The sequence below is a fragment of the Streptomyces ruber genome (assembly GCF_014648075.1).
In the GTDB taxonomy this organism is placed as follows: Bacteria; Actinomycetota; Actinomycetes; order Streptomycetales; family Streptomycetaceae; genus Streptomyces; species Streptomyces ruber.
In genome coordinates this window covers 268,304-292,893 of the sequence record NZ_BMQK01000005.1, presented here as the reverse complement: position 1 = coordinate 292,893, position 24,590 = coordinate 268,304, and the positions used below count along the sequence as shown (strand labels likewise).

Here is a 24,590-nt window from a genome sequence, read left to right as displayed (position 1 = left end):
GTCACGGATCCAGGTCGTCCCCGGCACGCTCGGCGAAGATCCGCATGGCCTTGGCGGTCACCGGACCGGGTGCGCCGGGCAGGTCGCGGGCGTCGATCCGGTGCACGGCCTGGACGTCGCGCAGGGTGGACGTGAGGAAGACCTCGTCCGCGCGCTGGAGGACGTCCAGCGGCAGGTCGGTCTCCCGGGCGCCGGTCCATTCGACGGTCAGCGCGCGCGTGATGCCCGCGAGGCAGCCGGAGGCGACCGGCGGGGTGTGGATCTCCCCGTCCAGGACCACGAAGACGTTCGAGCCCGTGCCCTCGCACAGCCGCCCCACCGTGTTGGCGAACAGCGCCTCGGACGCGCCCTGCTCGTGCGCGCGGGCCAGGGCGACGACGTTCTCGGCGTACGAGGTGGTCTTCAGGCCGGTCAGGGCGCCGCGCTCGTTGCGGGTCCACGGGACGGTGATCACGGCCGTGGAGTCGGGGCGGCGGGTCGTCCCGCCGACGGCGACGACGAGGGTCGGACCGTGGTCGCCGCGGTCGGAGCCCAGTGGCGCCAGGCCGCCGGTGTAGGTGATGCGCAGCCGGCCGAGCGGCATCGGGTTGGCGTCCAGGACGGCGGCGCAGGCACGGCGCACCTCGTCCAGGTCGGGGTCGGGCAGCCCGAGGCCACGCGCCGAGCCGGTCAGCCGGTCGAGGTGGCGGGTGAGCGCGAAGGCCCTCCCGTCGAGCGCCTTGACGGTCTCGAAGACGCCGTCGCCCACGGTCAGCCCGTGGTCGAGGGCGGAGACACGGGCGGACTCGAGGTCCTTCAGTCCGCCGTCGAGCCAGATCTTCACTGGTGTCCACCTCGCATGATGTGCCGGACGCGGCTCGCGTTCCCGGCCTGTCCGCCGGCCGGGGCCCGGGGGCCCGTCCGGACGGCTAGTCCGGCAGGGCCCCACTCGGCTCGTACGTCCCCGACGCTACCGCGAGCAGCCGTGCCGCCTTCAGTTCGGTCTCCCGCCACTCCCCCTCCGGGTCGGACCCCCAGGTGATGCCGGCCCCCGTGCCGAAGCGCAGCGCGCCGTCCGCCCGGTCGATCCAGAAGGTGCGGATGCCGACGGCGAGCTCCCCGGTGCCGCGGTCGGCGTCGACCCAGCCGATGCCGCCGCAGTACGGGCCGCGCGGCGCCGTCTCCAGGGCGGCGAGGATCCGCAGGGCGCTGGACTTGGGGGCGCCGGTGACGGAGCCGGGCGGGAAGGCGGCGGCGAGCAGCTCGGGCCAGCCGGCGTCGGCGCGCAGCTCGCCGCGCACGGTGGAGACCAGGTGGACCAGGCCGGGGTGCTTCTCCACGACGCACAGCTCGGGCACGGTGACCGAGCCGGTGGCGCAGACGCGGCCGATGTCGTTGCGGACCAGGTCCACGATCATCACGTTCTCCGCGTAGTCCTTCTCCAGCAGGTCCGCCTCCGTGCGCCCGGTGCCCTTGATGGGGCCCGACTCGACGACGCGCCCGGTACGGCGCAGGAAGAGTTCCGGGGAGGCCGTGGCGATCTCCACGCCGTGCCGCGGCAGCCGGATCGTCCCGGCGTACGGCGCCGGGTTGCCCCGGGCCAGCAGTGCGGTCAGGGCGTCCACGTCGGCGTCCGGTGCGACGGGCGCGGACAGGACGCGGCAGAGGTTCGCCTGGTAGACCGTGCCGGCCGCGATGTGGTCCCGTATGCGCCGCACCCCTTCCGTGTACGCGGCGCGGTCGAGGGACGACACCCAGTTCCCGGTGCCGGGGCCGCGCCAGGCACCGGGCACCGGCGCGGGCACCGGCTCGCGTCGTACGTCGCGGAAGCGGGCGCACACCAGGCGCCCCTCGAAATCGGCGGCGACGGCCCAGAAACCGGCGGAGTCCAGGGCCGCCGGGTCGCCGGTCACATCGGCGAGATCCGTGGCGACGAGGCCGCCGAAACGGGCGAGGGGAGGCAGGTCGAGCACACTGTCGAGTCTAGGGCGGGCCCACGAGACGGGCCCTGACCAGGGCCTGAACCGGACGTACCGCAGCACGCTGCACAAACGCGTTTTTGTACTGGCCCGGGAATCCGCTAGAGTTCAACACGTCGCCGGGACGCGAAAGCGGTCCGAAACGACAGGCGGACGTAGCTCAGTTGGTAGAGCGCAACCTTGCCAAGGTTGAGGTCGCGAGTTCGAGCCTCGTCGTCCGCTCGAAGGAAACAGGGGATCTTCCCGAACCCCTGCGCTCCGGGTGGAGTGGCCGAGAGGCGAGGCAACGGCCTGCAAAGCCGTCTACACGGGTTCAAATCCCGTCTCCACCTCCAAGGACGATTAGCTCAGCGGGAGAGCGCTTCCCTGACACGGAAGAGGTCACTGGTTCAATCCCAGTATCGTCCACTGGATCTTCGGATCCTCACGGATCTTCGGATCCCCCGCGCGATTAGCTCAGCGGGAGAGCGCTTCCCTGACACGGAAGAGGTCACTGGTTCAATCCCAGTATCGCGCACGCAGCACCCAGGACCTCCGGGTTCTGGTCCCGAGGACGATTAGCTCAGCGGGAGAGCGCTTCCCTGACACGGAAGAGGTCACTGGTTCAATCCCAGTATCGTCCACAGCCCGAAGCCCCCGGCCGTCTCCTACGGCCGGGGGTTTCTTCGTGGTGCTCGGCTCAGCTGGAGAACAGCATGTGGCCGAAGCTCTTGTGACGCTTGTGGCCGTGGTGACCGTAGTGCCCGCCGTGGTGCGGGGCACCCCAGGCCGGAGCGGCCGGAGCGGCCGGGTACGCCTGCGGGGCACCCGGGGGCGGCGGCGCCGGCTGCGCCCACTGGGATTCCATGCGGGTCAGCGCCTCCAGCTCGCCGTAGTCGAGAAAGATTCCGCGGCAGCCGCTGCACTGCTCGATCTGAACGCCGTTCCGGTTGAAGGTGTGCATCGGCGCGTGGCACTTCGGACAATGCATGGTTCGGCTCAACTCCTCGCCGTCGGGTACTGCTTCGCGTTTCGCCCGGACAGTGTTGCCAGGACTGTGCTGCCAGGACTGTGCTGCCAGGACTGTGCTGCCAGGACTGTGCTGCCAGGACTGTGCTGCCAGGACTGTGCTGCCAGGACTGTGCTGCCAGCATTGACACTGTCCGGCTGCGGTCGGTTGCACCCTACTTCGTGGAATCTTGCACCAACTCCGGTGGGGTGGCGGCCATTCGGTCGCAGGCGTCGACGACCGCCTGCTGCACCTCGTCCAGCGGGCGGCCCGCCGCCACGGACTTGGCGACGGCCAGGGCGGCCGTCTGCACGGTGAGGGCGCGGGCCGGGACGTCCAGGGCGGGCCAGGGGTCGCCCGCGGGCGGCACCGCCGGGCCGCCCTCCTCCCGGTAGGCGGTCAGGAAGCGGGTCCAGTCGCCGGGCGGCAGCAGCCCGCAGGCGTACCAGGCGGCCGGGCGGGCCAGGTCCCAGCCCGGGACGCCCACGCCCAGGTCGTCCACGTCGATCAGCCGCCACGCAGCGGTTCCGTCCGGGTGGCGGACGAGCTGGCCGAGGTGGACGTCGCCGTGGCACAGCGTGGCCGTGTCCGGCTGGGGCCGTTCGTCCCGGGCCCAGGCCGGGAGGGTGGCCCACGCCCGCAGGACCGGGGCGGCCGCGGGGTGCGGGCCGGCGGCGCGCAGCCGGGCGATCGCGCGGGCCGCCTTGGCGGGGCCGCGCATGGGCGGCAGGCCCGCGGGCGCGGGCGCCCGGTGCAGCCGGGCGAGGAGGGCGCCCGCCGCCTCCCACGGTGCGTCGTCGGGGGCGTCCGGGTCGACCGGGGTGCCGTACGGCCAGAAGGTGACCTGGCGGCCGTGGAGGGCGACCGGGGCGGGGCGCAGCGGGGCGAGGAGGACGGCGGGGAGCGCCACGGCGGCGGCGAGGCGGCGGGCGAGGTCCGCGGGGTCGGTGCCGGGGGCGTGGGCCTTGGCGACCGTGTCGCCGTGCCGGACGACCGCGCCGTCGTCGCGCTCGGCGAGCACCGTGTCCGGGTGCGCGCAGGTGCCGCCCGCGGGGTGGGCCGTCCGGCGGGCCCGGGCGGCCAGGGCGGGCATCACCTCGGCGGTGGCGCCGATGACGCCGGTCACGTCGGTCACTCCGGTCACTGGACTCCCTGGGGCGGTGAGGTTGCCGTCCGTGAGCGTAGGCGAAGGCCCGCGCGCGGCCGCGTGGGCGCCGGCGCACAGCTCGACGCCCGCGCGGCTCCCCAGCCGCGCGGGCGTCCGTGCCGTCCGCCGCACCCCCGTCCCCACGGGGTTCTGGGTTGATGTCCCCGCCCGGACCGCTCTTCCGGGCCTGGGGCCGCCGCTCAGCGCCCCAGCATCACGCCCACGGACGACGCATGGGTGACCACTGCCTCGAAGCCGCCGAAGGCGTACAGGAGCAGGGCCGCCAGGGGAAGGACCATCGCGGTCGCCACCAGAGGATGGCGGCGTCCCGTACGGCCGGTGGGCGAGGAGACGCCGTGCGCCTCGCGCCCCCGGGCGCGGACGGCCGTCCGCGGTGCCGTGTGGGCCATGGTCCCTCCCTGACCGATCGAAGTGCGTCGTTGGCAGCGGCGGGCTTCCGACCTCGGGGGACGAGTGCTGCACCCGCCGCTTGACCACAAACCTACGCGCACGGCGGGAGCCGGGCGTCATGCCCTCGTACCCATTGCCGGGCCTCCCGGAGGATGAGCCGTGACCTGCGGCGTACTCCCCTGGGTGGAGACGCCGCCCTACGTCTCGGGGTCTTCCCGGAGGGGACGTCCGGTGTGCCCCGACTCCTCCTGGCCGGCCTCCCTCGGCACCGGCTGTTCGACCAGCGCCAGCACCCGGTTCGCCATGAAACGGGCCGTTCGCACCACTGTGCCACTTCGCGTGACTTCGCTCACTTCCACGACGCCCCGGCGCACCGCCGTCTCCACCCGGCGGCCCGCCCTGCTCGCCACCACCTCGTAGGTGCGCGTCGTGTCACCGGCGTCCACGACTATCTCCACACGGTCACCCTTCACGGGTCCAATCCCCCTTTCGCGGCAGGTCGTTGGGATCAGGGCCGGCCCTGCGCCGTCCCGAACTCCTGTTCCCTGGCCGCGTTTCAAGTGTCCCACCCGGCACTGACAATCCATCGGATCGCGAGGGCGCGGCCTCTGCGCGGACCCGGCCGGGGAAACGTAAGCTGTGGCGAGTCATACGGACCGGGCAGCGGGGATGGACATGGCGATGATGCGCCTGAGGCGCGAGGACCCGCGCGTCGTCGGCTCGTTCAGGCTTCACAGACGGCTCGGCGCGGGCGGCATGGGCGTGGTCTACCTGGGTTCCGACCGCAAGGGACAGCGGGTCGCGCTGAAGGTGATCCGGCCCGATCTGGCGGAGGATCAGGAGTTCCGGTCGCGGTTCGCGCGCGAGGTGTCGGCGGCCCGGCGGATCCGGGGCGGCTGCACGGCCCGGCTGGTGGCCGCGGACCTGGAGGCGGACCGGCCGTGGTTCGCCACGCAGTACGTGCCCGGGCCGTCGCTGCACGACAAGATCACCAAGGAGGGCCCGCTGCCGGCCGCCGAGGTCGCCGCGATCGGGGCCGCCCTCTCGGAGGGGCTCGTCGCCGTGCACGAGGCGGGCGTCGTCCACCGCGACCTGAAGCCGTCCAACATCCTGCTGTCCCCGAAGGGTCCGCGGATCATCGACTTCGGCATCGCCTGGGCCACGGGTGCGTCGACGCTCACGCACGTCGGCACGGCCGTGGGCTCGCCCGGCTTCCTCGCGCCGGAGCAGGTGCGCGGGGCCGCCGTCACCCCGGCGACCGACGTGTTCGCGCTCGGCGCCACCCTCGCGTACGCGGCGACCTCCGACTCGCCGTTCGGGCACGGCAGTTCCGAGGTGATGCTGTACCGGGTGGTGCACGAGGAGCCCCAGCTGCACGGCGTGCCGGACGCGTTGGCCCCCCTCGTCCGCGCCTGCCTCGCCAAGGACCCGGAGGAACGGCCCACCACCCTGCAACTGTCGCTGCGGCTCAAGGAGATCGCGGCCCGCGAGGCGCAGGGTCTCACCGACGCGCGTCCGCCCGGGCCGCGCGCCGACTCCGACCGGCCGTCGGGCCGGCTCGCCGGGTCGTATGCCGAGCAGCGCACCCAGCGGCGCTCGCAGACCTCGCCGGGCACTCCCGCGCCGCGTACGGGCGGATCGTCCCGTGGCGGCGAGGGCTCGCGCACGGGCGGATCGTCCCGTACGGGCGGGCAGCAGCGGTCCGCCCCGGGGTCGGGGGCACGTCCCGTGCGGCAGCGCGACCCCCGGTCCGGCGGCAGGCCCGCGCCGCGCAGCGGGGCCGGCCGCCCGGCACCCCGCACGGGCGGTGGGACCGGCGGACGACGGCCCGCCAACCCGCAGCTGCTGCGCCAGCGGATCGTCGTCTTCGTGGTGGTGACGCTGCTGGTGGCCCTGGGCATCGCTCTCGCGCAGGGCTGCCAGGGTCCTGAGCAGGGGCTGGGTGACCAGCGCGTGCGGGTGGACGTGGTGCAGGAGCAGTCGTACGGGCAGCAGGCGGGCGCCGGCGGCACGTGACCGTTCCGGCCCGCGGACCGGGCCGGGGGACGGCCGGGCGGGTCAGAGTCCGGGGCGGCCCGTCGTCACCGCGTAGAACGCGACCGCCGCGGCGGCGCCCACGTTGAGCGAGTCGACGCCGTGCGCCATGGGGATGCGGACCCATTCGTCCGCCGCCTCCAGGGCCCGCCTCGACAGGCCGTCGCCCTCCGCGCCGAGCATCAGCGCCGCCCGTTCCATCCGGTGCGGGGCCACCTCGTCGAGCGGCCGGGCCTTCTCGTGCGGTGTGAGCGCGAGCAGCGAGAACCCCGCCTCGCGCACCTCCTGCAGGCTCTTCGGCCACGGGTCGAGACGCGCGTACGGGACGGAGAACACCGCGCCCATGGAGACCTTGACGCTGCGCCGGTAGAGCGGGTCGGCGCAGTCCGGCGAGAGCAGGACCGCGTCCATGCCGAGGGCCGCCGCCGAGCGGAAGATCGCGCCGATGTTGGTGTGGTCGTTGACCGCCTCCATGACCGCGACCCGGCGGGCGGTCCGCAGCAGCTCGTCCGCCGCCGGCAGCGGCTTGCGCCGCATGGCGGCGAGGGCGCCGCGGTGCACGTGGTAGCCGGTGACGCGTTCGGCGAGCGCGGGGTCCACCACGTACACCGGCGCCGCCGAATCCTCGATGACACCGCGCATGGCCTCGGCCCACTTGGGCGAGAGCAGCATGGACCGCATCTCGTACCCCGCGTCGACGGCCCGCCTGATCACCTTCTCGCCCTCGGCGATGAACAGGCCCTCCGCGGGTTCGCGGCGGCGGCGCAGCTCCACGTCGGTCAGGCCCGTGTAGTCGTGCAGACGCGGGTCGTCGGGGTCGTCGACGTTGATCAGTTCGGCCACGATCGCTGGTGCCTCGTCCTGGGTGCGGGGTGCGGGTGCGGATGCGGGGTGCGGGTGCGGATGCGGGGTGCGGGGTGCGGGGTGCGGGTGCGGATGCGGGTGATGTGTCCGGTGTCCGGTTCCTACGGCTGGTCCGGGGTGGACTGCGGGCCCACGCGCACGACCTCGCCGATGACGATGACCGCCGGCGGCCGCACGTCCTGGGCCACCACGGTCTCGGCGACCGTGGCGAGGGTGGCGTCCACGCGGCGCTGGGCGGCCGTGGTGCCCTCCTGGACCAGCGCGACCGGGGTGTCGGCGGGCCTGCCGTGCGCGATCAGTGTCTCCGCGATGCGCCCGATCTTGTCGACGCCCATGAGGACGACCAGCGTGCCGCGCGCCTTCGCCAGCGCCGGCCAGTCGACCAGGGAGCGCGCGTCGTCCGGCGCCACATGCCCGCTGACCACGGTGAACTCGTGGGCGACGCCCCGGTGGGTGACCGGGATGCCGGCCGCACCCGGCACCGAGATCGAGCTGGAGATGCCGGGGACGACCGTGCAGGGGATGCCGGCCTCGGCGAGCGCCTGGGCCTCCTCCATGCCACGGCCGAAGACGAACGGGTCGCCGCCCTTCAGCCGTACCACCGACTTGCCCTGCTTCGCGTGCTCGATCAGCGCGTTGTTGATGGCCTCCTGGGCCATGAAACGGCCGTAGGGGATCTTCGCCGCGTCGATCACCTCGACGTGCGGCGGCAGTTCGGCGAGCAGGTCGCGCGGACCGAGCCGGTCGGCGATGACGACGTCGGCCTCGGCCAGGAGCCGGCGGCCGCGCACGGTGATCAGGTCCGGGTCGCCGGGGCCGCCGCCGACGAGGGCGACACCGGGCGTGCGGGTGCGGTGCTGCGGGGCGACGAGGGTGCCGTCGCGCAGGCCCTCCACCACGGCGTCGCGGATGGCTGCGGTACGGCGCGGGTCGCGGCCGCTCGCGCTGGTGGTGAGCACGGCGACCGTGACGCCCTCGCTGTGGCCCGTCGCCGGGGTCCAGGCCGTGGCGGCGTCCGCGTCGTCGGAGCGCACGCACCAGACACGGTGCCGGTCGGCCTCGGCGGAGGCGGCGGCGTTGGCGTCGGGGTCGCTGGTGGCGATCAGGGCGTACCAGGCCTCGGCGAGGTCGCCGTCGGCGTAGGGGCGCCGCTCCCAGATGATCTCGCCCGCGTCCGCCATCGCCTCGACCGAGGGGGTGGCCGAGGGGGACACGAGGAGGATGTCGGCGCCCGCCGCGAGCAGGGCCGGGAGGCGGCGCTGGGCGACCTGGCCGCCGCCGAGGACGACCACTCGGCGGCCGGTGAGGCGGAGGCCTACGGGGTAGGCGGGGTGTTCGGCCATGGGCATCGGCGTACGGCTTCCTGCGGGGCTTCTTCGGGACGGGTGCTGCGGCACGGGGCGCCGCGGCTTCGGGTGCTGCAGCGTCGGAGCGCCCCTGACGTGCGCATTTTAGAGGCGGGGACCGGGGGGCGGCTTCCCCGGTCCCCCGGTCCCCGTGGGGACGGCCCTGCCGGGCCTACTTCTCCGTCACGCCCGCCGAGTCGAACGTCGCCACCTCGTGCATCGCCCGCGCCGTGCTCTGGATCATCGGGAGGGCGAGGAGGGCACCCGTACCCTCGCCGAGGCGCAGGTCCAGGTCGACCAGGGGGCGCAGGCCCAGCTTCTTCAGGGCCGCCACATGGCCCGGCTCCGCGCTGCGGTGGCCCGCGATGCAGGCCGCCAGGACCTCGGGGGCGATGGCGCGGGCCACCAGGGCGGCGGCGCCCGCGCTGACACCGTCCAGGATCACCGGCGTACGCAGCGACGCGCCGCCCAGCAGCAGGCCCACCATCGCCGCGTGCTCCAGTCCGCCGACCGCGGCGAGGACGCCGATGGGGTCGGCCGGGTCGGGCTGGTGGAGTTCGAGGGCGCGGCGCACCACCTCGGTCTTGCGGGCGAGCGTCTCGTCGTTGATGCCCGTGCCGCGGCCGGTGACCTCGGCGGGGTCCGTCTCCGTGAAGACGGAGATCAGGGCGGCGGACGCGGTCGTGTTGGCGATGCCCATCTCACCGGTGAGCAGCGCCTTGTTGCCCGCCGCCACCAGGTCGCGGGCGGTCTCGATGCCGACCTCGATGGCCTGCTTGACCTCCTCGCGGGTCAGCGCCGGGCCGGTCGTCATGTCGGCCGTGCCCGCGCGGACCTTGCGGGGCAGCAGCCCCGGCGTCGCGGGCAGCTCGGCGGCCACACCCACGTCGACCACGCACACCTCGGCGCCCACCTGGGTGGCGAAGGCGTTGCAGACCGCTCCCCCGCCGAGGAAGTTGGCCACCATCTGGGCGGTGACCTCCTGCGGCCAGGGGGTGACGCCCTGGGCGTGCACGCCGTGGTCGCCCGCGAAGACCGCGACGGCCGCGGGCTCCGGGATCGGCGGCGGGCACTGGCGGGACAGACCGGACAGCTGCGCGGAGATGATCTCCAGCATGCCGAGCGCGCCCGCGGGCTTCGTCATGCGCTTCTGCCGCTCCCAGGCCTCGCCGAGCGCCTTGGCGTCCAGCGGCCGGATCCCGGCGACGGTCTCGGCGAGCAGGTCGTGCGGCGCCTCGCCGGGCAGCGCGCGGCGGCCGTACGTCTCCTCGTGCACGACCCAGGACAGCGGGCGGCGCTTGGACCAGCCCGCCTGCATCAGCTCCGGCTCGTCCGGGAACTCGTCGACGTACCCGACGCACAGGTACGCGACGACCTCCAGGTGCTCGGGCAGGCCGAGCACGCGGACCATCTCCCGCTCGTCGAAGAAGCTGACCCAGCCGACGCCGAGGCCCTCGGCGCGGGCGGCGAGCCAGAGGTTCTCCACGGCGAGCGCGGAGGAGTACGGCGCCATCTGCGGCTGCGTGTGGCGGCCCAGGGTGTGGCGGCCGCCCCGGGTGGGGTCTGCGGTGACGACGATGTTGACCGGGGTGTCGAGGATGGCCTCGATCTTCAGTTCCCTGAACTGCTTGGCACGGCCCTTGGGCAGCGACTTCGCGTACGCCTCGCGCTGGCGCCGGGCGAGTTCGTGCACGGCCTGCCGTGTCTCGGCCGAGCGGATGACGACGAAGTCCCAGGGCTGCGAGTGCCCCACGGACGGCGCCGTGTGGGCCGCCTCCAGGACGCGGAGCAGCACCTCGTGCGGGATGGGGTCGTTGCGGAAGCCGTTGCGGATGTCCCGGCGCTCGCGCATCACCCGCAGCACGGCCTCGCGCTCGGCGTCGTCGTAGCCGGGGGCGGCGGGGCCGGCGAGCTGGAGCTCCGGGGCTTCTGTCACAGCGGCCGTGCTCTCTTCCTGGTCCTGCTGGTCCTGCTCGTGGTGCTGGTCGTACCGGTTGTGCTCGTCCTCCTGGTCGGCGGCCCTGGTGTCCAGGTCCTCCGCGCTCTGCGCGACGCCGGGGTCCGGGGCCACGTCCGCGGCCGTGTCCGCGGCCCGAACCGGGTTCGGGTCCGCCGGTGCCTCGGGGAGACGGGGAGCGGGGACCGTGGCGGTGGGGGCCGCCGGGACGGGTGCCGTGGGGTGGGCAACCGTGGGGGCGGGCACCTCCGCTCGCATCTCCGGCCCCTGCGGCTCCGGCTCTTGCACCTCTGACTCCTGGAACTGCGGCTCCTGGAACTGCGGCTCCTGAGCCTCTGGCTCCTGAGTTACGGGCTCCTGAACCATTGGCTCCACGGACTCGGGCTCCTGCGCCGCCTCGGGCTCTTCGGCCTCGGGCTCCGGGGCTGCGGACGCCACGGGCTCGGGGCCCTGGACCTCCGGCCCCTGCGCCTCGGGGTCCTGAACCCCGGGTTCCTGGACCTCGGGCTCCTGGACCTCCGGCTCCTGAGTCTCCGTCTGCTGGAGCCCGGCCGGGATCTCCGTGGGCGGCTGCTCGGCTTCGGTCGCGGTGGGCGCGCCCGTGGCCTGCGCGTCGGCAGCCTGTACGTCCGGAACCTGTGCGTCCAAGGGCTGTGCCGGACCGGGCTGTTCGGGAAGCGGCTGTTCCGGGAGCGGCTGCTCGGGAAGCGGTTGTTCCGCCTGGAACGGCTGCTCGTCGGGCAGCGGCTGGGCCGGGGGCACGGCGTCCGGCAGGGGTGCGGCGGGGGCGCCGCCCTCCGCGGGCGCCGGCTGCGGTGCGGTGACGGCTTCCTGGATGTCCTGGGTGATGTGACCGTCCTGCGTGATCCGGGTGTCCGGTGCCGCCTGTTCCCCGGCGGCGTCCGGACCGACGGCCGGCTCGTCCGCCATGTCCCGGGCGGCCGGAGGCTCTTGCGCGGGCTGCGGCGCCTGCGCGTCCGCGTCCGGGATCGCGGCGTCCTCCGCGGGTGCGGTGGGTTCCCCCTGGAGCTCGGTGGGCCCGGTCGGTCCGGCGTCCTGCGGAACGACCGTTTCCGCAACCGCGGCCTCAGCGACCGGCTCCGCCGCGGGCACCTCTTCGGCGGGCACCTCTTCGGCGGACATCTCCCCGACGGGCACCTCTTCGGCGGGCATCTCCCCGGCGGACGGCACCGCGTCGGCACTCGCCGGAACCTCGGCCTCCGGCGGAGCCGCCACCTGTGCCGGGGCCGGGGCCGGAGCCTGAGCCGCCGGGACCGTGACCCAGGGCGCCGCCCCCGGTCCGTTCTCCGCGTGCCGGGGCACGTCGAGGTACTCGGGCCCGCTCACGGGCTGCGCGGGCTGCCGTACGGCCGCGGGGTGCGTCGGGGCGCCGGCGGGGCCGCGGTCGGCGAGGGAGCGGACGGGGCTGGGGGCGCTGCCCGGGGTCGGCGGGGCCAGGTAGGGCGGGCGGCGGGTGGCCGGCGGCTGCGGCACGGGCGTCGCGACCGGCGCGCGGAAGGGGCCGGTCTCGGGGGCGAGGGGGCGCGCCTCCGAGGTACGGACGGCGCTCAGGTCGACCGCCCCGCTGTCCCGGCCGTCCGTCTCGTGGGGTCCCGGCTCGTGCACGACCTGGACGACCGGCTCGGGAGCGGGCGGCGGCACCTCGTTGCCCCAGGCGCCCTGGGCGCCCGGCAGCAGCAGCTCTTCGTCCTCGGCGGAGGCTTCGGAGAGGTAGGTGTACGCACCCGGCGCTTGAACGCCCGGCTGCTCCACCATGCCTGCGCTCTCCGGCAGTCCCTCGCCCGGGACCTGGCCGGTGTCGGTCATGCGTAACCCCTCGCCGATCGGTTAGTGCTTACGGTCCAGCTGGCCCGGAACGGCGCACCGACCGCCCCGTGATGAAGAACGAGCGTGCGTGCCGAGCGGCACGAAACGACCCGTCCGCACAGACGACAAAGCCAATGAACGGCATTGTCCCGGTCGCTCCGCCGCCGCGTCAGCTTGATCCGCGACGGCCCGCTGTGGACTGCGCCACGTTGCGCGTCCTCCGTTACCGCCCTACCGCACACGGCACCGACGGGCACACCTTTCCGGACATTGGCCGGACATTGACCCAGGAAGCACGATGGTGCCGAAATGCGGTACGACGATCGGCCAGCCTACCGCGCTGGTACGGCCGCCGGATCACGGGTGGCGCTCCCGTCCCGCCGCTCCAGATGCCCGGTCAGCAGGAACGCGACGCTCCGCTCCTTCTCCGTCCAGGCCCGGGTGTCGAGTTCGACGGACTGCACGAGGGCACAGCCGACGTCGTACCCGTGCTCCGACAGGTCCCTGCCGATGAGTTCGGCGGCGTCGCGGGTCGCGGCGTGGGTGACGATGCGCTCCGGGCGGCGGTCGGCGACGGCGGAGACGACCGCCGCTCCCCCGCCCCCGACCCGGACCACGTCGGGTTCGGGCAGGTTCTCCAGGATGTGCGGCGCGGTGCCGTGCACGACCTGGAGCTGGACGCCGAGGGAGCGGGCGGCGACCGACGTACGGGCGCAGGCCTCGGCGTCGTGGTCGACGGCGATGACGGCGGCACCGCAGCGCGCGGCCTCCGCGGCGAAGGCGCCGCTGCCGCAGCCGATGTCCCACACGAGGTCGCCGGTGCGCGGTCCCAGGCGCGCGAGTTGGGCCGCGCGCAGCAGTTCGGCCTCCCCCTCGCCCAGGCCGCCGCCGTACGTCCCGGCGGGCAGCGCCCAGCCGCGCGGCTCCGCGGCGGGGTCGCGGCCGGCGATCCAGCCGCCGTCGTCGGACGGGGCGACGGGACCGCCGATGACGATGACCACGTTGGGGTCGCGCCAGGTGTGGTCGGCGGCCTTGTCGGAGGTGACGACGGTGACCCGTTCGCGGTCGGTGCCGAGTTCCTCGCAGATGACGAAGGTGCGGTGGACGCCGTCGAGGAGCAGGCCCAGTTCGGCGGGTCCGGCGCCGGGCGCGGTGAGCACGGCGACCTTGTGGTGGGCGCGGCACACGTTCACCGCGCGGCGCAGGGTGCGGGGGTGGGCGACGACCACCTGGGCGTCGTCCCAGGGCATGCCCGCGCGCGCGAAGGCCTGGGCCACGGCGGAGACACCGGGCACGACCTCGACCTCCAGGCCGAACTCGGGGGCGCGCAGGGTGCGGACGACGCCGAAGAAGCCGGGGTCCCCGTCGGCGAGGACGACGGCGGTGCCGCGGTGGCCGGCGATGCGGCGGGCGGCGAGGGCGACGCTGCCGAGCCGGATGCGTTCGGCGGTCGGCGGTATCTCGGTGAGCGCCAGGTGGTGGGCCGCCCCGGCCACCAGTGTGGCGGCGCCCAGAGCGGAGCGTGCCGCGGCGGTCAGCGGCGAGCCGTCCCAGCCGATCACCGTGACCCGGTCGGCCATCGTCGTCAGTCTCCAGTGGTGCGTGCGGATGGTCGGGCGGGGTCGGGGGTGCCCGGACCCGGGCTCCGTGAGGGTACCTGGTCAGACCGGGAGGGTGCCGCACCGGTCGTACGTCGTGAGCCGGACCCGCTTCTTCGGGGTACGCCGTCGGCGGGCGGGCGTCGGGCGTCGCCGGAACGGCTCAGTTCCAGTGCGGATACGACGTGAAACCGCCGGTGTCGGCCAGTTCCTCGCTGACGCCCTCGAGGTCCTCGGGGAGCAGGCTCCAGACGATGTAGTCGGTACGGATGTCGACCCAGCCCTCGTCGGTCCGGGTACGCGCTATGCAGGCGTTGCGCAGGACGCCCTCGCTGATGCAGCCGATCTTCTGGGCGACCTGCTGGGCGGCGGTGTTGTCGGCGGCGGTGCGCAGCTCGATGCGTTCGAACTTCTGCTCGTGGAAGAGCCACTGGGCGAGGGCGAGCGCCGCCTCGGCCGCGTAGCCCTCGCCGCGCGCCCAGGGGGCGACGACGTACGACAGTTCCGTGGCGCGCACCTGCCAGTCGGTCCGGGTCAGCCGGACCAGGCCGACCAGCCGCTGGGTCAGGAACTCGGCGACGGCGAGGTGCAGTCCGTGTCCCGCGGTGCGTTCGCCGGGCGCGATCTCGGTGATCCAGGTGCGGGCGGTGTCCTCGGTGAAGGGTTCGGGCCCGTCCCTCCAGGCGGCCACCAGCTCGTCGTTCATCATCTCCGCGAGCGCGGGCACGTCGTCCTCGTGGAAGGGGCGCAGCACCAACCGCTCCGTGCTGAGGGAGATGTCGGGGAAGGTGGTAGTCATGCGCCGCTCCGTAACCTTCGGAAACCGTCGGGTCCTGCTGGGTCGTGCCCGGTCGTGCTGAACTGCCCAGCATGCAGCATGGAAGCACCGCGACGCACCACGGGGCGCCGGTGCGGGGACCCCGTGGTGCGGTGCGCGGTGCGTCAGCCGGCGGCGGCCGGCAGGACCGACCCCTTGTACTTGTCCTCGACGAACTTCTTCACCTCGGCGGAGTGGAGCAGTTCCACGAGCTTCCCGACCCGGGGGTCGTCCTCGTCGCCGCGCTGGACGGCGAGGACGTTGGTGTACGGGTTGTCCTCGGCGGACTCGAGCAGGATCGCGTCCTCGGCGGGGCTGAGGCCCGCGTCCTGGGCGTAGTTGTTGTTGATGACCGCGGCGTCCACGTCGTCGAGCGAGCGCGGCAGCTGGGCCGGCTCCAGTTCCTTGAACGTGAGCTTCCTGGGGTTCTCCGCGATGTCCTCCGGGGACGCGTCGGCACCGGCGTCGTCCTTGAGCGTGATGACACCCTCGGCGGCGAGCAGGTCCAGGGCGCGGCCCTCGTTGGTCGTGTCGTTGGGCACGGCGACGGTGGCCCCGTCGGCGAGCTCCGAGACATCGGTGACCTTCTTGGAGTAGACGCCCATGGGCGGCAGATAGACCGGTGTGACGGCGACCAGGTCGGTGCCCTTGGATTCGTTGAAGTCCTTCAGGAAGGGCTCGTGCTGGTACAGGTTCGCGTCGAGCGAGCCCTCCTGGAGCGCGGTGTTCGGCAGGACGTAGTCCGTGAACTCCTTGATCTCCAGCTTCAGGCCCGCCTCGTCGGCGAGTTCGTCCTTGATGTACGTGAGGACCTCGCCGGCCGGGACCGGGGTGGCGCCGACGACCAGGGTGTCGTCGGCGCCGCCGGAGCCGGCGGAGTCCCCGCCCGAGCCGCAGGCGGTCAGGGCGAGGCCGAGGGCCAGGACGCCGGCCGCCGCGGGCAGGACGGGCTTGCGCATGTTCGCTCTCCTCCGAGTGCGTGCGGATGGCTCGGGGGAGTGGCTCAGAAGGAGGCGATGACGGAGCCGGCGTACTCGTCCTCGATGAACTTCTTCACCTCGTCGGAGGTGAGGAGCTCGGCGAGCTTCTTCACCCGCGGGTCGTCCTCGTTGCCCTCCTTCACGGCGAGGAAGTTGCCGTACGGGTTGTTCTCGGCGGACTCCAGGACGAGGGAGTCCTCGGCGGGCTTCAGGTCGGACTCGATGGCGTAGTTGCCGTTGACGACGGCGGCGTCCACGTCGTCCAGGGAGCGCGGGGTCTGGGCCGCCTCCAGCTCCTTGAACTTCAGGTTCTTGGGGTTCTCGGCGATGTCCGCGGGGGTGGCCTCGTTGCCCACGCCGTCCTTGAGGGTGATGAGCCCGTTGTCGGCGAGGAGCTTGAGGGCGCGCGCCTCGTTGACGGTGTCGTTCGGGACGGCGACGGTCGCACCGCTCTTCAGGTCGTCGGCCTTGTCCACCTTGTTGGAGTACAGGCCGAGCGGCTCCAGGTGCACCGTGACGACGGGCACGATGTGGGTGCCGTTCTTCTTGTTGAAGTCGTCGAGGTACGGCTGGTTCTGGAAGTAGTTGGCGCCCACGGAGCCGTCCTCCGTCGCCGTGTTCGGCGTGACGTAGTCGGTGAACTCCTTGACCTCCAGGTCCAGGCCCGCGTCCTTCGCCAGGTTGTCCTTGACGAAGGTGAGGATCTCGGCGTGCGGGACGGGGCTCGCGGCGACGACGAGCGGACCGCTCGCGTCGCCGGAGCCGGAGTCGGAGTCTCCGGAGCCGCAGGCGGTGAGCCCGAGGGCGAGGGCTCCGGCGGCGAGGACGGCGGTGGTGATTCTGGCAGTGTTACGCACGAAAAGTGCCTTTCCTGTGGGTGATGCGACCCGTCTTGGGTGAACGGGGGTACTGGGGCGCGTGTGCTGTGTCCAGGCTCAGGGGGCAGGGCGACGGCGGCCGCTCGGGCGGACGCGCCCCGCTGGGGCGGTTCAGCCGTTCGGACGCCCCCCGCGCGGGCGTCCCGGCGCCGCGGGAGGTGCCACCGAAAGCCGCGGCACGGTTCGGGCGGACCGCACGCGGGGCCGTCCGGACGGTGCCGGGCCGGTCGGCCCACGACCGGCCCGGCGGCCGCTCAGGCGACCTTGCCGACCTCCGCGGTCCCGGACCCGGACCCGGTGGAGGCCGCCGCCGGGCTGTCGGGCTCTCTGGCCTTCAGCAGCCGCAGCTTCGGGCCGGGGCCCGAGCGGCCGCCGCGCCGGTGCAGTCCGCGGGCCGCGTAGTCGCCGGCGAACTGGATGACCGAGATGACGACCGCGAGGATCGCCACGGTGATCCACATCAGTCCGGTCTCGAAGCGCTGGTAGCCGTACCGGATGGCGATGTCGCCGAGGCCGCCCGCGCCGACGGTGCCGGCCATCGCGGAGTAGCCGATGAGGGCGACGATCGTCGTGGTGGCCGACGAGATCAGCGAGGGCAGGGACTCCGGGACGAGGACCTTGCGGACGACGGTCCAGGTGTTGCCGCCCATGGACTGCACGGCCTCGACGAGCCCGTGGTCCACCTCGCGGACGGCCGTCTCGACCAGCCGCGCGAAGAACGGGATGGCGCCGACGGCGAGCGGCACGATGGCGGCCTCGCGGCCGATCGTCGTCCCGGTGATCCAGCGGGTGAAGCCCATCAGCGCGACCATCAGGATGATGAAGGGCAGCGAGCGGGCGATGTTCACGATCTGCCCGATGACCTTGTTGGCCACGACGTTCTGGAGGAGCCCGCCGCGGTCGGTGAGCACCAGCAGGACGCCGAGCGGGAGCCCGCCGACGACGGCGATGAGCGTGGACCAGCCGACCATGTACAGGGTGTCCCAGCACGCCTGCTCCAGCAGCGGCTGCATCTCGGACCAGGTCACTTCGCGGCACCTTCCTCGGCGAGTGCGGGCTCCTGAGCGAGGCCCTGGACGTCGATCTGCAGGCCCTGCTCGCGCAGGAAGCCGATCGGCACGACGTTGTCCTCGTAGCGGCCGGGCAGCTCGATGCGCATCCGGCCGACCTGCTTGCCGCCGACGGTGTCCATCGCGGCGCCGAGGATCGATATGTCGATGTTGTAGGTGCGCGACAGCTGGGAGATGACGGGCCGGCCGGCCGCGTCGCCGTGGAAGGTGATGTCGACGACGGTGCGGTCGTCGCCGGAGGCGTCGCCGCTGACCGGGAAGAGCGCCGCGGCCAGCTCGGAGCCGGGGGTCGCGAGGAGCTCGCCGACCGTGCCCGACTCGACGATGCGGCCCTTCTCCATCAGGGCGGCCGAGTCGCAGATGCTCTTGACGACGTCCATCTCGTGGGTGATGAGCAGGACGGTCAGGCCGAGCTGCCGGTTCAGGTCGCGCAGCAGCTGGAGGATGGAGCGGGTGGTCTCCGGGTCGAGGGCGCTGGTGGCCTCGTCGGACAGGAGCACCTTGGGGTCGCCGGCCAGGGCGCGGGCGATGCCGACGCGCTGCTTCTGGCCGCCGGAGAGCTGCGCCGGGTAGGAGCCGGCCTTGTCGGCGAGGCCGACCAGGTCGAGCAGCTCCAGTGCCTTGCGGGAACGTTCCTTCCCCGAGACGCCGAGGATCTCGAGGGGCAGTTCGACGTTGTCCTGCACGGTCCGCGAGGACAGCAGGTTGAAGTGCTGGAAGACCATGCCGATGCGGCTGCGTGCCCGGCGCAGTTCCCGGCCGGCGCGGTGGCCGCGGCCGGCGAGGGCGGTGAGGTCCTGTCCGGCGACGGTGACCGTGCCGGAGGTGGGGCGTTCCAGGAGGTTGACGCAGCGGATCAGCGAGGACTTGCCGGCGCCGGACTGGCCGATGACGCCGTACACCTCGCCTTCGCGGACATGGAGGTCGACGCCGTCCAGGGCGGTGACCTCACGGCCGCGTGAGCGGTAGACCTTGCTCAGGCCCGATGTGGTGATCACTGGGGTTTCCGTCACTGTCGAGTGCGCGGCGCTTCGTGGGCGCCGGGCACGGGGCATTCATGGTCGGGAACGGCCGGAACGCTGCACGGTTCTCGCGGTGGCGGTGCTGACCGGTGGCCGGAAGACCTGGGAGAAACATGTGCGCGGGGGCCTGGCTCGGACGCGTACGCCGGGCGTACGGCGGACCCGAGCGGCGCTCGCTTCGGGGCGCGAGGCTCTGTGGCGGTGCGGGGGCCCTCTAGGAAGCACACATTCGACACATACAACGAGCACCGGGCGTCACGGTCGCCTCGGTCGCACGGGTGCGGATGCTCGTCATGGTCATGCGATCAGTAAACCAGACGGACACTTTCGACCGGCCACCGCTGTCCGCATGCTGGACAGCGGTGGAAACGGCGTACGGCCGCCGGACGCGTACGGCGGCCCGTCAGTCCCGTACGGAGATCTCCACACCCTCCGGCGTGACCAGCACGGACAGGGCCGAGAGGTCCTCGACCACCAGGTCGGCCTCCAGCTCGGACGCGTGGTGGGTTGTGGCCAACGCCACGGTGGTCATGCCCGCGGCGCGGCCCGCCCGCAGCCCGGCCGGGGCGTCCTCGAAGACGACGCAGCGGGCCGGGTCGACGCCCAGGTCACGGGCGCCGAGGAGGTAGGGCTCGGGGTCGGGCTTGCCGCGCGTGACGTCGTCCGCGCAGACCATCGCCTTCGGCCGGATCCCGACGGCGCCGAGGCGGGCCTCGGCCAGGCGCCGGGTGGCGGAGGTGACGACGGCCCAGGAGTCCGCCGGCAGGGCGTCGAGGAGCTCACGGGTGCCGGGCAGCAGGTGGACGCCGCCGTTCGGCACGTCCTCGACCTCCAGCTCCTCGATCCGGGCGACGGCCGCGGGGACGGCCTCGGCGGGCAGCAGGTCGGCGGCTATCGCGGCGGCGGTCCGTCCGTGCAGCTCGACGCGGGCGAACGCGTCGGTGACCCCGTACTCCTGCGCCCACCTGGTCCAGCACCGCTGCACCGACTCGACGGACGAGACGAGCGTCCCGTCGTTGTCGAACAACATGGCCTCTGCACGAATTCTCATGGCCCCGACCCTACGGGTCCGGCCCGGGGGCGGGGCCATCGGGCCATATGGCCCGTAATAGGGTCACGGCATGCTTGTTGCCCTGACGGTCGCGACCGCCGTCGCCGCGCTGCTGCTCGCCGCCTGGTGCGGCTGGGCCGCCTACCGGGACCAGCCGACCAAGGACTGGCACTTCATCGGCATGGGCGTGGTCTCACTGCTGGCCCTGGTGCAGCTGGTGGTCGGCGTCGTGCAGCTGGCACGGGGCGAGGACCCGGAGCAGGGGACGGTGATCTTCGTCAGCTATCTGCTCGGGGCGTTCGCGTGCGTCCCGGTGGCCGGGTTCATGTCGCTGGCCGAACGCACCCGCTGGGGCAGCGTGACCGTCGCGGCCGGCGGCGTGGTGCTGGCCGTGCTGCAGGTGCGGCTCTACGACATCTGGGGAGGCTGAGATGGCACCCACCGAGAAGACCGCCGACGGCACTCCCGGCACGCCCCCCGGGGGAACCGCCGGGAAGGGCGGGCCCACGGAGGGCGCGGCCGGGCGGACGCGGCTCATCCGCGGACCGGGGATGCTGCTCGTCTGGCTGTACGGAGTGATGGTGGTCGGCGCCGTGTCGCGGTCCGCCGTGCAGATCTCCACCGAGTTCGAGCACGCCCCGCTCGCCTACTCGCTGTCCGCGCTGGCCGGCCTGGTCTACGGCTTCATCACGTACTCGCTCGTCCGCGGCGGCGAGCGGGCCCGCAGGGCGGCACTGGTGTGCTGTGCCGCCGAGCTGCTGGGCGTGCTGGTCGTGGGAACGTGGACGCTGGCGGAGCCGTCCGCGTTCCCGGACGCCACGGTCTGGTCCGACTACGGGATGGGCTACCTCTTCATCCCCGTGCTGCTGCCGCTGACGGCCATGTACTGGCTGCGCAGGGGCAGCCGCTCCTGAGGGAGCCGGAGCGGGGTCAGGCCGTCGCCGCGTACGAGCCCGCCGGGGCCGCCTTCTCCAGAACGGTCATGGGGATGCCGTCCGCGCCCTCGACGGTGCCGACGGTCTCGTAGCCGACGCGGCGGTACAGCCGCAGGTTGCCCTCGTTGCGCCGGCCCGTGTGCAGGCGGAAGCGGGTGGCGCCGTGCTCCTCGGCGAGGGTGGCCTCGGCCGCGCGCAGGAGGCGGGCGCCGATCCCGTGGCCCTGCAGCCGGGGGTGGACGCAGAGCTTGCCGATGGAGGCGGCTCCGTCCTCGGCGATCCGGCCGCGCACGGAGCCGACCACCTCGTCACCCAGCCGGGCCACGAACACGCAGTCGGTGGTGACTTCCTCGCGGACGGAGTCGAGGGACTGGACGAGCGGGTCGATGCGGTAGTTGCCGTAGAGCGCGGCCTCGCTCTGGAAGCACAGGTACTGCAGCCTGAAGATCTGCTCGGCGTCCTGCTCGGCCGCCACGGAGATGGTCACGCTCATGCCCATGTGTGCACGCCTCCCGCTCACCTGATGTTGTCCCCCACTCCTATCCCCGTGGCCAGTGGGCCGCAACCTCCACGGCGAGCATTCGACGCAGACATCCCAGGCATTTGGAGCGTTCCGGCCCCAGACTGCCCTGTGAGATAGCCAACTCACCCGCGATCTCCCGGTACGTGAGGTCCCGGGGGGACAGGAACGCCGCGAGGAGGCGGGGGCACCGGCCGGGCAGCCGGCGGACGGCGGCGTGGACGGCACGGCGCCGGGCCGCGGCGAGCACCTGCTGCTCGGGCCCGGTCTCCCGGTCGTCGGCGGGTTCGGTGACGTAGGGGCGCTCGCGGCGGGCGGTGCGGCGGGTGCGGCGCGCCTCCAGACGGACGGCACCGCGCAGCCAGTCCGCCGGGTCGTCGGGCGGACCGTCGGCACGCAGGTGCTCCAGCAGCCGCAGCCAGACGGCCTGTTCCAGGTCACCGGGTTCCGCCATGGCCGCGGCCGCCTCGGCGGCGGCCTCGGCGCGGAGCAGCGGGCGCAGGGCGGTGACGATCTCATGGCTCATGTGCGACGGGACGCGTCCGCCCCGGCAGGGGTTGCCGGGGCGGACGGGAGTCACTCCGTCCGGGGTGCCGGGCCGTCCGGTTGACGACGCCTCGTCAGCCGGCCGGCCTCGGGCGCCCGCCCGTGCCCCTGGCCGGCCGGCGTCAGCCGCCGCCCAACGCCCACGGACCGGTGGGCGGCCGGTCGCCGACCGGTACGCACGGCCCGCCGACGCCGACCGCAGCCCGGCGCCCACGGCCGGCCCGCGCAGCCGCGGACCGGCCGCCCGCGGTCAGTGGGCGGCCGGTCGCCGAGGCCTACCGGTGACGACGCCGGTCGCCGCTCGACGCCGCGGGCGGCCGGCGGCCACCGTGGCCGCCGCCGGACGGCGTCAGGTGCCGAGGAAGTCCTCGCGGGCGAGGAGGCCCGTGTCCGGGTTGTCGGTGAAGATGCCGTCGATGCCCGTCTCGAAGTAGGTGCGGAACGCGCCGAAGACGTCGCCGTGGGCGGCCGGGTCGGTGCCCTCGCGGTGGTCGGCGGGGAGGAAGCTGTTCTCGTTGCGCATCGTGTACGGGTGCACGACCAGACCGGCGTCGTGCGCGTCGTCGACGAGCGTGGTCGGGCGGGTCAGCCTGCCGTTGGCGTCCCGGGGGATCACCAGGTCGAGCCAGGGGCCGAGGCCCTGTGCGTACGAGGCGATCCAGCGCAGGCCCTTCGGCGTGACCAGGTCGGCGACCGTGCGCGGATCACCCGACTCCACGAAGTCCCACGGGCGGGTGTCCGGCCCGTCCAGCAGGACGACGAGGGGGTTGTCCACCAGGCGGTTCAGCCGCTGCATGCTGCCCGGCTCGAACGACTGGAGGATGACCGGGGAGTTCTTCCTGTGGCGCCCGTACGTACGCAGCAGCTTGGCGAGCGGCTCCTCCAGGCCGAGGCCCAGCTTGCGGAAGTACGTGGGGTGCTTGGTCTCGACGTACAGCCAGACCTCCTGGCCGCGCCGCCGCGACTCCTTCTCCGCCCAGCGCAGCACCTCCTCGAAGGTGGGGATCTCCCAGCGGCCGTCGTAGAGCGTGTTCTGCGGGCGGATGCCGGGGATGCGTTCCGTGGCGCGCAGCGTCTTCAGCTCGGCGAGCGTGAAGTCCTCGGTGAACCAGCCGGTGAGGGTGGTGCCGTCGACGACCTTCGTGGTCCTCCGGCCGGCGAACTCGGGGTGGTCGGCGACATCGGTCGTGCCCGTGATGTCGTTCTCGTGCCGGCACACCAGGTGGCCGTCCTTGGTGGGCACGAGGTCCTGCTCGATGACGTGCGCGCCCATGTCGAGGCCGAACCGGTAGGAGCCGAGGGTGTGCTCGGGCCGGTAACCGCTGGCGCCGCGGTGCGCGACGATCGTCAGTTCGGGCAGGCTCTTGTAGCCGCCGCCGCGCCGTCCACCGGCCGCCGCCGTGCCGGGCAGTCCCACTACCGCTCCGCCCGCGCCGAGCACCGCGGCACCGAGCAGCGCCCGCCGCCCCGTTCCCCGGCCCTGCCGCCCGTCCGGCTCCCGCGCACTCGCGGACGCGTGCGTCACCATGCGGTACTCCTCCCGAATTGCACTGCCCTGCACCTGTCAAAGCGGGACGATCGTAGGTGCCGCCGGGTGACGTACGGGAGACGCGCGGCGGAACACACGGGTCACGCCGGATGTCGGTCGTGAGGGAACGGCACGTGCCGCGAGCACAAGGAGATGTGACGGGCCGTCGGCTTGGGCGGGACCGTTCCGGGTACGCGGGCGTCGGACGCCGCCGCACGCGATGTCCGTCACAGTGCCGCTCGGGCACGGAAGCGCCCATCGGGCACAAAGCGCAGGTAAACGTACGTCAACAGTGCGTATCCGTCGCGTGAACCCGATGTGCGCGACCCCGGGGACCGCGAGTATGGTCCTCACCTGCACAGACTCATATCGAACCGCCTTACATCGGAGGGCCCGTTGTCCCGCTTCGCGCTCATCAAGGCAGTGCTCGGACCGATCATGCGCCTGATGTTCCGCCCCCGGGTGGAGGGCGCGGAGCACATCCCGGGCGACGGCCCGGTGATCCTCGCCGGCAACCACCTGACGTTCATCGACTCGATGATCCTGCCGCTGGTCTGCGACCGTCAGGTGTTCTTCATCGGCAAGGACGAGTACGTCACCGGCAAGGGGCTCAAGGGCCGGCTGATGGCCTGGTTCTTCACCGGCGTCGGCATGATCCCCGTCGACCGCGACGGCGGCCGGGGCGGCGTCGCGGCGCTGATGACCGGGCGCCGCGTGCTGGAGCGGGGCAACATGTTCGGCATCTACCCGGAGGGCACCCGCTCCCCCGACGGCCGCCTCTACCGCGGCCGTACCGGCATCGCCCGCCTCACCCTGATGACCGGCGCCCCCGTCGTCCCGTTCGCCATGATCGGCACCGACAAGATCCAGCCGGGCGGGGCCGGGCTGCCGCGCATCGGCCGGGGGCGGCGGGTCACGGTCCGCTTCGGCGAGGCGATGGAGTTCTCCCGCTACGACGGCATGGACCGCGACCGCTACGTGCTGCGCGCCGTCACCGACTCCGTGATGGCCGAGGTCATGCGGCTGTCCGGGCAGGAGTACGTGGACATGTACGCCACGAAGGCCAAGGACGCGGCGTAGCGCTCCGCGCGGGGCACGGAGCACACGGCGGGT

General features: G+C 73.4%; 23 protein-coding genes and 5 tRNA genes. 9 read left to right on the top strand and 19 right to left on the bottom strand.

The features are described from left to right. Position 1: 1 nt before the first annotated feature. Together IEZ04_RS15255 and IEZ04_RS15250 are read right to left on the bottom strand one after the other, a co-directional pair. Complete coding sequence (locus tag IEZ04_RS15255) at positions 2-823, bottom strand: aminotransferase class IV (RefSeq protein ID WP_189217383.1); 822 nt, start codon at positions 821-823, stop codon at positions 2-4. An 85-nt stretch (positions 824-908) separates the two neighbouring features. Next, positions 909-1,952, bottom strand: coding sequence for a chorismate-binding protein (locus IEZ04_RS15250; RefSeq protein WP_189217382.1), 1,044 nt, complete (start codon positions 1,950-1,952; stop codon positions 909-911). 155 nt (positions 1,953-2,107) lie between these two features. Between IEZ04_RS15250 and IEZ04_RS15245 the strand changes: the two genes are divergently transcribed. The 5 genes from IEZ04_RS15245 (at position 2,108) to IEZ04_RS15225 (ending at position 2,581) form a co-directional block, all read left to right on the top strand. Further along, positions 2,108-2,180, top strand: a tRNA-Gly gene (locus tag IEZ04_RS15245). Positions 2,181-2,219: 39 nt separating this feature from the next. Beyond that, positions 2,220-2,293: transfer RNA gene (locus IEZ04_RS15240), tRNA-Cys, on the top strand. A 1-nt stretch (position 2,294) separates the two neighbouring features. Beyond that, positions 2,295-2,366: transfer RNA gene (locus IEZ04_RS15235), tRNA-Val, on the top strand. A 37-nt stretch (positions 2,367-2,403) separates the two neighbouring features. After that, positions 2,404-2,475, top strand: a tRNA-Val gene (locus tag IEZ04_RS15230). A gap of 34 nt (positions 2,476-2,509) precedes the next feature. Further along, positions 2,510-2,581: transfer RNA gene (locus IEZ04_RS15225), tRNA-Val, on the top strand. Between the two features lie 56 nt (positions 2,582-2,637). Here IEZ04_RS15225 and IEZ04_RS15220 read toward each other — a convergent pair. From IEZ04_RS15220 to IEZ04_RS15205, 4 genes are all read right to left on the bottom strand, one after another. Further along, a complete protein-coding gene (locus tag IEZ04_RS15220) occupies positions 2,638-2,928 on the bottom strand; it encodes a TFIIB-type zinc ribbon-containing protein (protein WP_189217381.1) in 291 nt (96 codons plus the stop codon). A gap of 193 nt (positions 2,929-3,121) precedes the next feature. Then, positions 3,122-4,039: a phosphotransferase family protein gene (locus tag IEZ04_RS15215; protein WP_189217448.1), complete on the bottom strand. Its 918-nt coding sequence runs from the start codon at positions 4,037-4,039 to the stop codon at positions 3,122-3,124. Between the two features lie 254 nt (positions 4,040-4,293). Further along, positions 4,294-4,503 (bottom strand): hypothetical protein, encoded by a 210-nt coding sequence (locus IEZ04_RS15210; RefSeq protein ID WP_189217380.1) that lies wholly within the window; start codon positions 4,501-4,503, stop codon positions 4,294-4,296. Positions 4,504-4,701: 198 nt separating this feature from the next. After that, positions 4,702-4,977, bottom strand: a complete 276-nt coding sequence (locus IEZ04_RS15205) for a DUF8836 family protein (RefSeq protein WP_189217379.1) — start codon at positions 4,975-4,977, stop codon at positions 4,702-4,704. Positions 4,978-5,173: 196 nt separating this feature from the next. Here IEZ04_RS15205 and IEZ04_RS15200 point away from each other — a divergent pair, with 196 nt between their 5' ends. Further along, the gene (locus tag IEZ04_RS15200; RefSeq protein WP_189217378.1) at positions 5,174-6,520 is read left to right on the top strand and encodes a serine/threonine-protein kinase; all 1,347 of its coding nucleotides are present in this window, start codon (positions 5,174-5,176) and stop codon (positions 6,518-6,520) included. A gap of 42 nt (positions 6,521-6,562) precedes the next feature. On the opposite strand, the gene IEZ04_RS15195 is transcribed toward IEZ04_RS15200, so the two are convergent. From IEZ04_RS15195 to IEZ04_RS15150, 10 genes are all read right to left on the bottom strand, one after another. After that, entirely contained in the window at positions 6,563-7,381 is an 819-nt protein-coding gene (locus IEZ04_RS15195) for a TrmH family RNA methyltransferase (protein WP_189217377.1), read from the bottom strand. Between the two features lie 122 nt (positions 7,382-7,503). Continuing rightward, positions 7,504-8,745 carry a uroporphyrinogen-III C-methyltransferase gene (gene cobA / locus IEZ04_RS15190; protein WP_189217376.1) on the bottom strand — a complete coding sequence of 414 codons (1,242 nt, stop codon included), beginning with the start codon at positions 8,743-8,745 and terminating at the stop codon, positions 7,504-7,506. A 175-nt stretch (positions 8,746-8,920) separates the two neighbouring features. Next, entirely contained in the window at positions 8,921-12,532 is a 3,612-nt protein-coding gene (gene cobT / locus IEZ04_RS15185; protein ID WP_189217375.1) for a nicotinate-nucleotide--dimethylbenzimidazole phosphoribosyltransferase, read from the bottom strand. Between the two features lie 332 nt (positions 12,533-12,864). Beyond that, the gene (gene cbiE, locus IEZ04_RS15180; RefSeq protein ID WP_189217374.1) at positions 12,865-14,112 is read right to left on the bottom strand and encodes a precorrin-6y C5,15-methyltransferase (decarboxylating) subunit CbiE; all 1,248 of its coding nucleotides are present in this window, start codon (positions 14,110-14,112) and stop codon (positions 12,865-12,867) included. A gap of 181 nt (positions 14,113-14,293) precedes the next feature. Next, complete coding sequence (locus tag IEZ04_RS15175) at positions 14,294-14,929, bottom strand: GNAT family N-acetyltransferase (RefSeq protein ID WP_189217373.1); 636 nt, start codon at positions 14,927-14,929, stop codon at positions 14,294-14,296. 143 nt (positions 14,930-15,072) lie between these two features. Further along, positions 15,073-15,906: a MetQ/NlpA family ABC transporter substrate-binding protein gene (locus IEZ04_RS15170; RefSeq protein WP_189217372.1), complete on the bottom strand. Its 834-nt coding sequence runs from the start codon at positions 15,904-15,906 to the stop codon at positions 15,073-15,075. Positions 15,907-15,950: 44 nt separating this feature from the next. Continuing rightward, a complete protein-coding gene (locus tag IEZ04_RS15165; RefSeq protein WP_189217371.1) occupies positions 15,951-16,784 on the bottom strand; it encodes a MetQ/NlpA family ABC transporter substrate-binding protein in 834 nt (277 codons plus the stop codon). 275 nt (positions 16,785-17,059) lie between these two features. Further along, positions 17,060-17,833: a methionine ABC transporter permease gene (locus IEZ04_RS15160; protein ID WP_189217370.1), complete on the bottom strand. Its 774-nt coding sequence runs from the start codon at positions 17,831-17,833 to the stop codon at positions 17,060-17,062. Then, positions 17,830-18,873 (bottom strand): methionine ABC transporter ATP-binding protein, encoded by a 1,044-nt coding sequence (locus IEZ04_RS15155; protein ID WP_189217369.1) that lies wholly within the window; start codon positions 18,871-18,873, stop codon positions 17,830-17,832. The genes IEZ04_RS15160 and IEZ04_RS15155 overlap by 4 nt, the downstream gene beginning before the upstream one ends. Before the next feature lie 427 nt (positions 18,874-19,300). Next, entirely contained in the window at positions 19,301-19,948 is a 648-nt protein-coding gene (locus tag IEZ04_RS15150) for an HAD family hydrolase (protein WP_189217368.1), read from the bottom strand. 70 nt (positions 19,949-20,018) lie between these two features. Here IEZ04_RS15150 and IEZ04_RS15145 point away from each other — a divergent pair, with 70 nt between their 5' ends. Beyond that, on the top strand, positions 20,019-20,378 hold the full coding sequence (locus IEZ04_RS15145; RefSeq protein ID WP_189217367.1) for a hypothetical protein: 360 nt from the start codon (positions 20,019-20,021) through the stop codon (positions 20,376-20,378). Between the two features lie 121 nt (positions 20,379-20,499). Beyond that, positions 20,500-20,862: a hypothetical protein gene (locus IEZ04_RS15140; protein WP_229821054.1), complete on the top strand. Its 363-nt coding sequence runs from the start codon at positions 20,500-20,502 to the stop codon at positions 20,860-20,862. A gap of 16 nt (positions 20,863-20,878) precedes the next feature. Here the strand turns inward: IEZ04_RS15140 and IEZ04_RS15135 are convergent, their stop codons facing one another. The 3 genes from IEZ04_RS15135 to IEZ04_RS15125 form a co-directional block, all read right to left on the bottom strand. Beyond that, on the bottom strand, positions 20,879-21,382 hold the full coding sequence (locus tag IEZ04_RS15135) for a GNAT family N-acetyltransferase (protein ID WP_189217366.1): 504 nt from the start codon (positions 21,380-21,382) through the stop codon (positions 20,879-20,881). A gap of 40 nt (positions 21,383-21,422) precedes the next feature. Beyond that, complete coding sequence (locus tag IEZ04_RS15130; protein WP_189217365.1) at positions 21,423-21,929, bottom strand: sigma-70 family RNA polymerase sigma factor; 507 nt, start codon at positions 21,927-21,929, stop codon at positions 21,423-21,425. A gap of 369 nt (positions 21,930-22,298) precedes the next feature. Beyond that, positions 22,299-23,477 (bottom strand): glycerophosphodiester phosphodiesterase, encoded by a 1,179-nt coding sequence (locus IEZ04_RS15125; protein ID WP_189217364.1) that lies wholly within the window; start codon positions 23,475-23,477, stop codon positions 22,299-22,301. A 396-nt stretch (positions 23,478-23,873) separates the two neighbouring features. Here IEZ04_RS15125 and IEZ04_RS15120 point away from each other — a divergent pair, with 396 nt between their 5' ends. Then, complete coding sequence (locus IEZ04_RS15120; RefSeq protein WP_189217363.1) at positions 23,874-24,557, top strand: lysophospholipid acyltransferase family protein; 684 nt, start codon at positions 23,874-23,876, stop codon at positions 24,555-24,557. Positions 24,558-24,590: the final 33 nt, after the last annotated feature.

Bases quoted from the DNA above. Each gene is read 5' to 3' on its own strand.
- IEZ04_RS15220 (WP_189217381.1), bottom strand. From the start codon at position 2,928: ATGCATTGTCCGAAGTGCCACGCGCCGATGCACACCTTCAACCGGAAC.
- cobT (WP_189217375.1), bottom strand. From the start codon at position 12,532: ATGACCGACACCGGCCAGGTCCCGGGCGAGGGACTGCCGGAGAGCGCA.
- IEZ04_RS15140 (WP_229821054.1), top strand. From the start codon at position 20,500: ATGCTGCTCGTCTGGCTGTACGGAGTGATGGTGGTCGGCGCCGTGTCG.
- cobA (WP_189217376.1), bottom strand. From the start codon at position 8,745: ATGGCCGAACACCCCGCCTACCCCGTAGGCCTCCGCCTCACCGGCCGC.
- cbiE (WP_189217374.1), bottom strand. From the start codon at position 14,112: ATGGCCGACCGGGTCACGGTGATCGGCTGGGACGGCTCGCCGCTGACC.
- IEZ04_RS15125 (WP_189217364.1), bottom strand. From the start codon at position 23,477: ATGGTGACGCACGCGTCCGCGAGTGCGCGGGAGCCGGACGGGCGGCAG.
- IEZ04_RS15130 (WP_189217365.1), bottom strand. From the start codon at position 21,929: ATGAGCCATGAGATCGTCACCGCCCTGCGCCCGCTGCTCCGCGCCGAG.
- IEZ04_RS15170 (WP_189217372.1), bottom strand. From the start codon at position 15,906: ATGCGCAAGCCCGTCCTGCCCGCGGCGGCCGGCGTCCTGGCCCTCGGC.
- IEZ04_RS15215 (WP_189217448.1), bottom strand. From the start codon at position 4,039: ATGCCCGCCCTGGCCGCCCGGGCCCGCCGGACGGCCCACCCCGCGGGC.
- IEZ04_RS15145 (WP_189217367.1), top strand. From the start codon at position 20,019: ATGCTTGTTGCCCTGACGGTCGCGACCGCCGTCGCCGCGCTGCTGCTC.
- IEZ04_RS15210 (WP_189217380.1), bottom strand. From the start codon at position 4,503: ATGGCCCACACGGCACCGCGGACGGCCGTCCGCGCCCGGGGGCGCGAG.
- IEZ04_RS15135 (WP_189217366.1), bottom strand. From the start codon at position 21,382: ATGGGCATGAGCGTGACCATCTCCGTGGCGGCCGAGCAGGACGCCGAG.
- IEZ04_RS15175 (WP_189217373.1), bottom strand. From the start codon at position 14,929: ATGACTACCACCTTCCCCGACATCTCCCTCAGCACGGAGCGGTTGGTG.
- IEZ04_RS15150 (WP_189217368.1), bottom strand. From the start codon at position 19,948: ATGAGAATTCGTGCAGAGGCCATGTTGTTCGACAACGACGGGACGCTC.
- IEZ04_RS15200 (WP_189217378.1), top strand. From the start codon at position 5,174: ATGGACATGGCGATGATGCGCCTGAGGCGCGAGGACCCGCGCGTCGTC.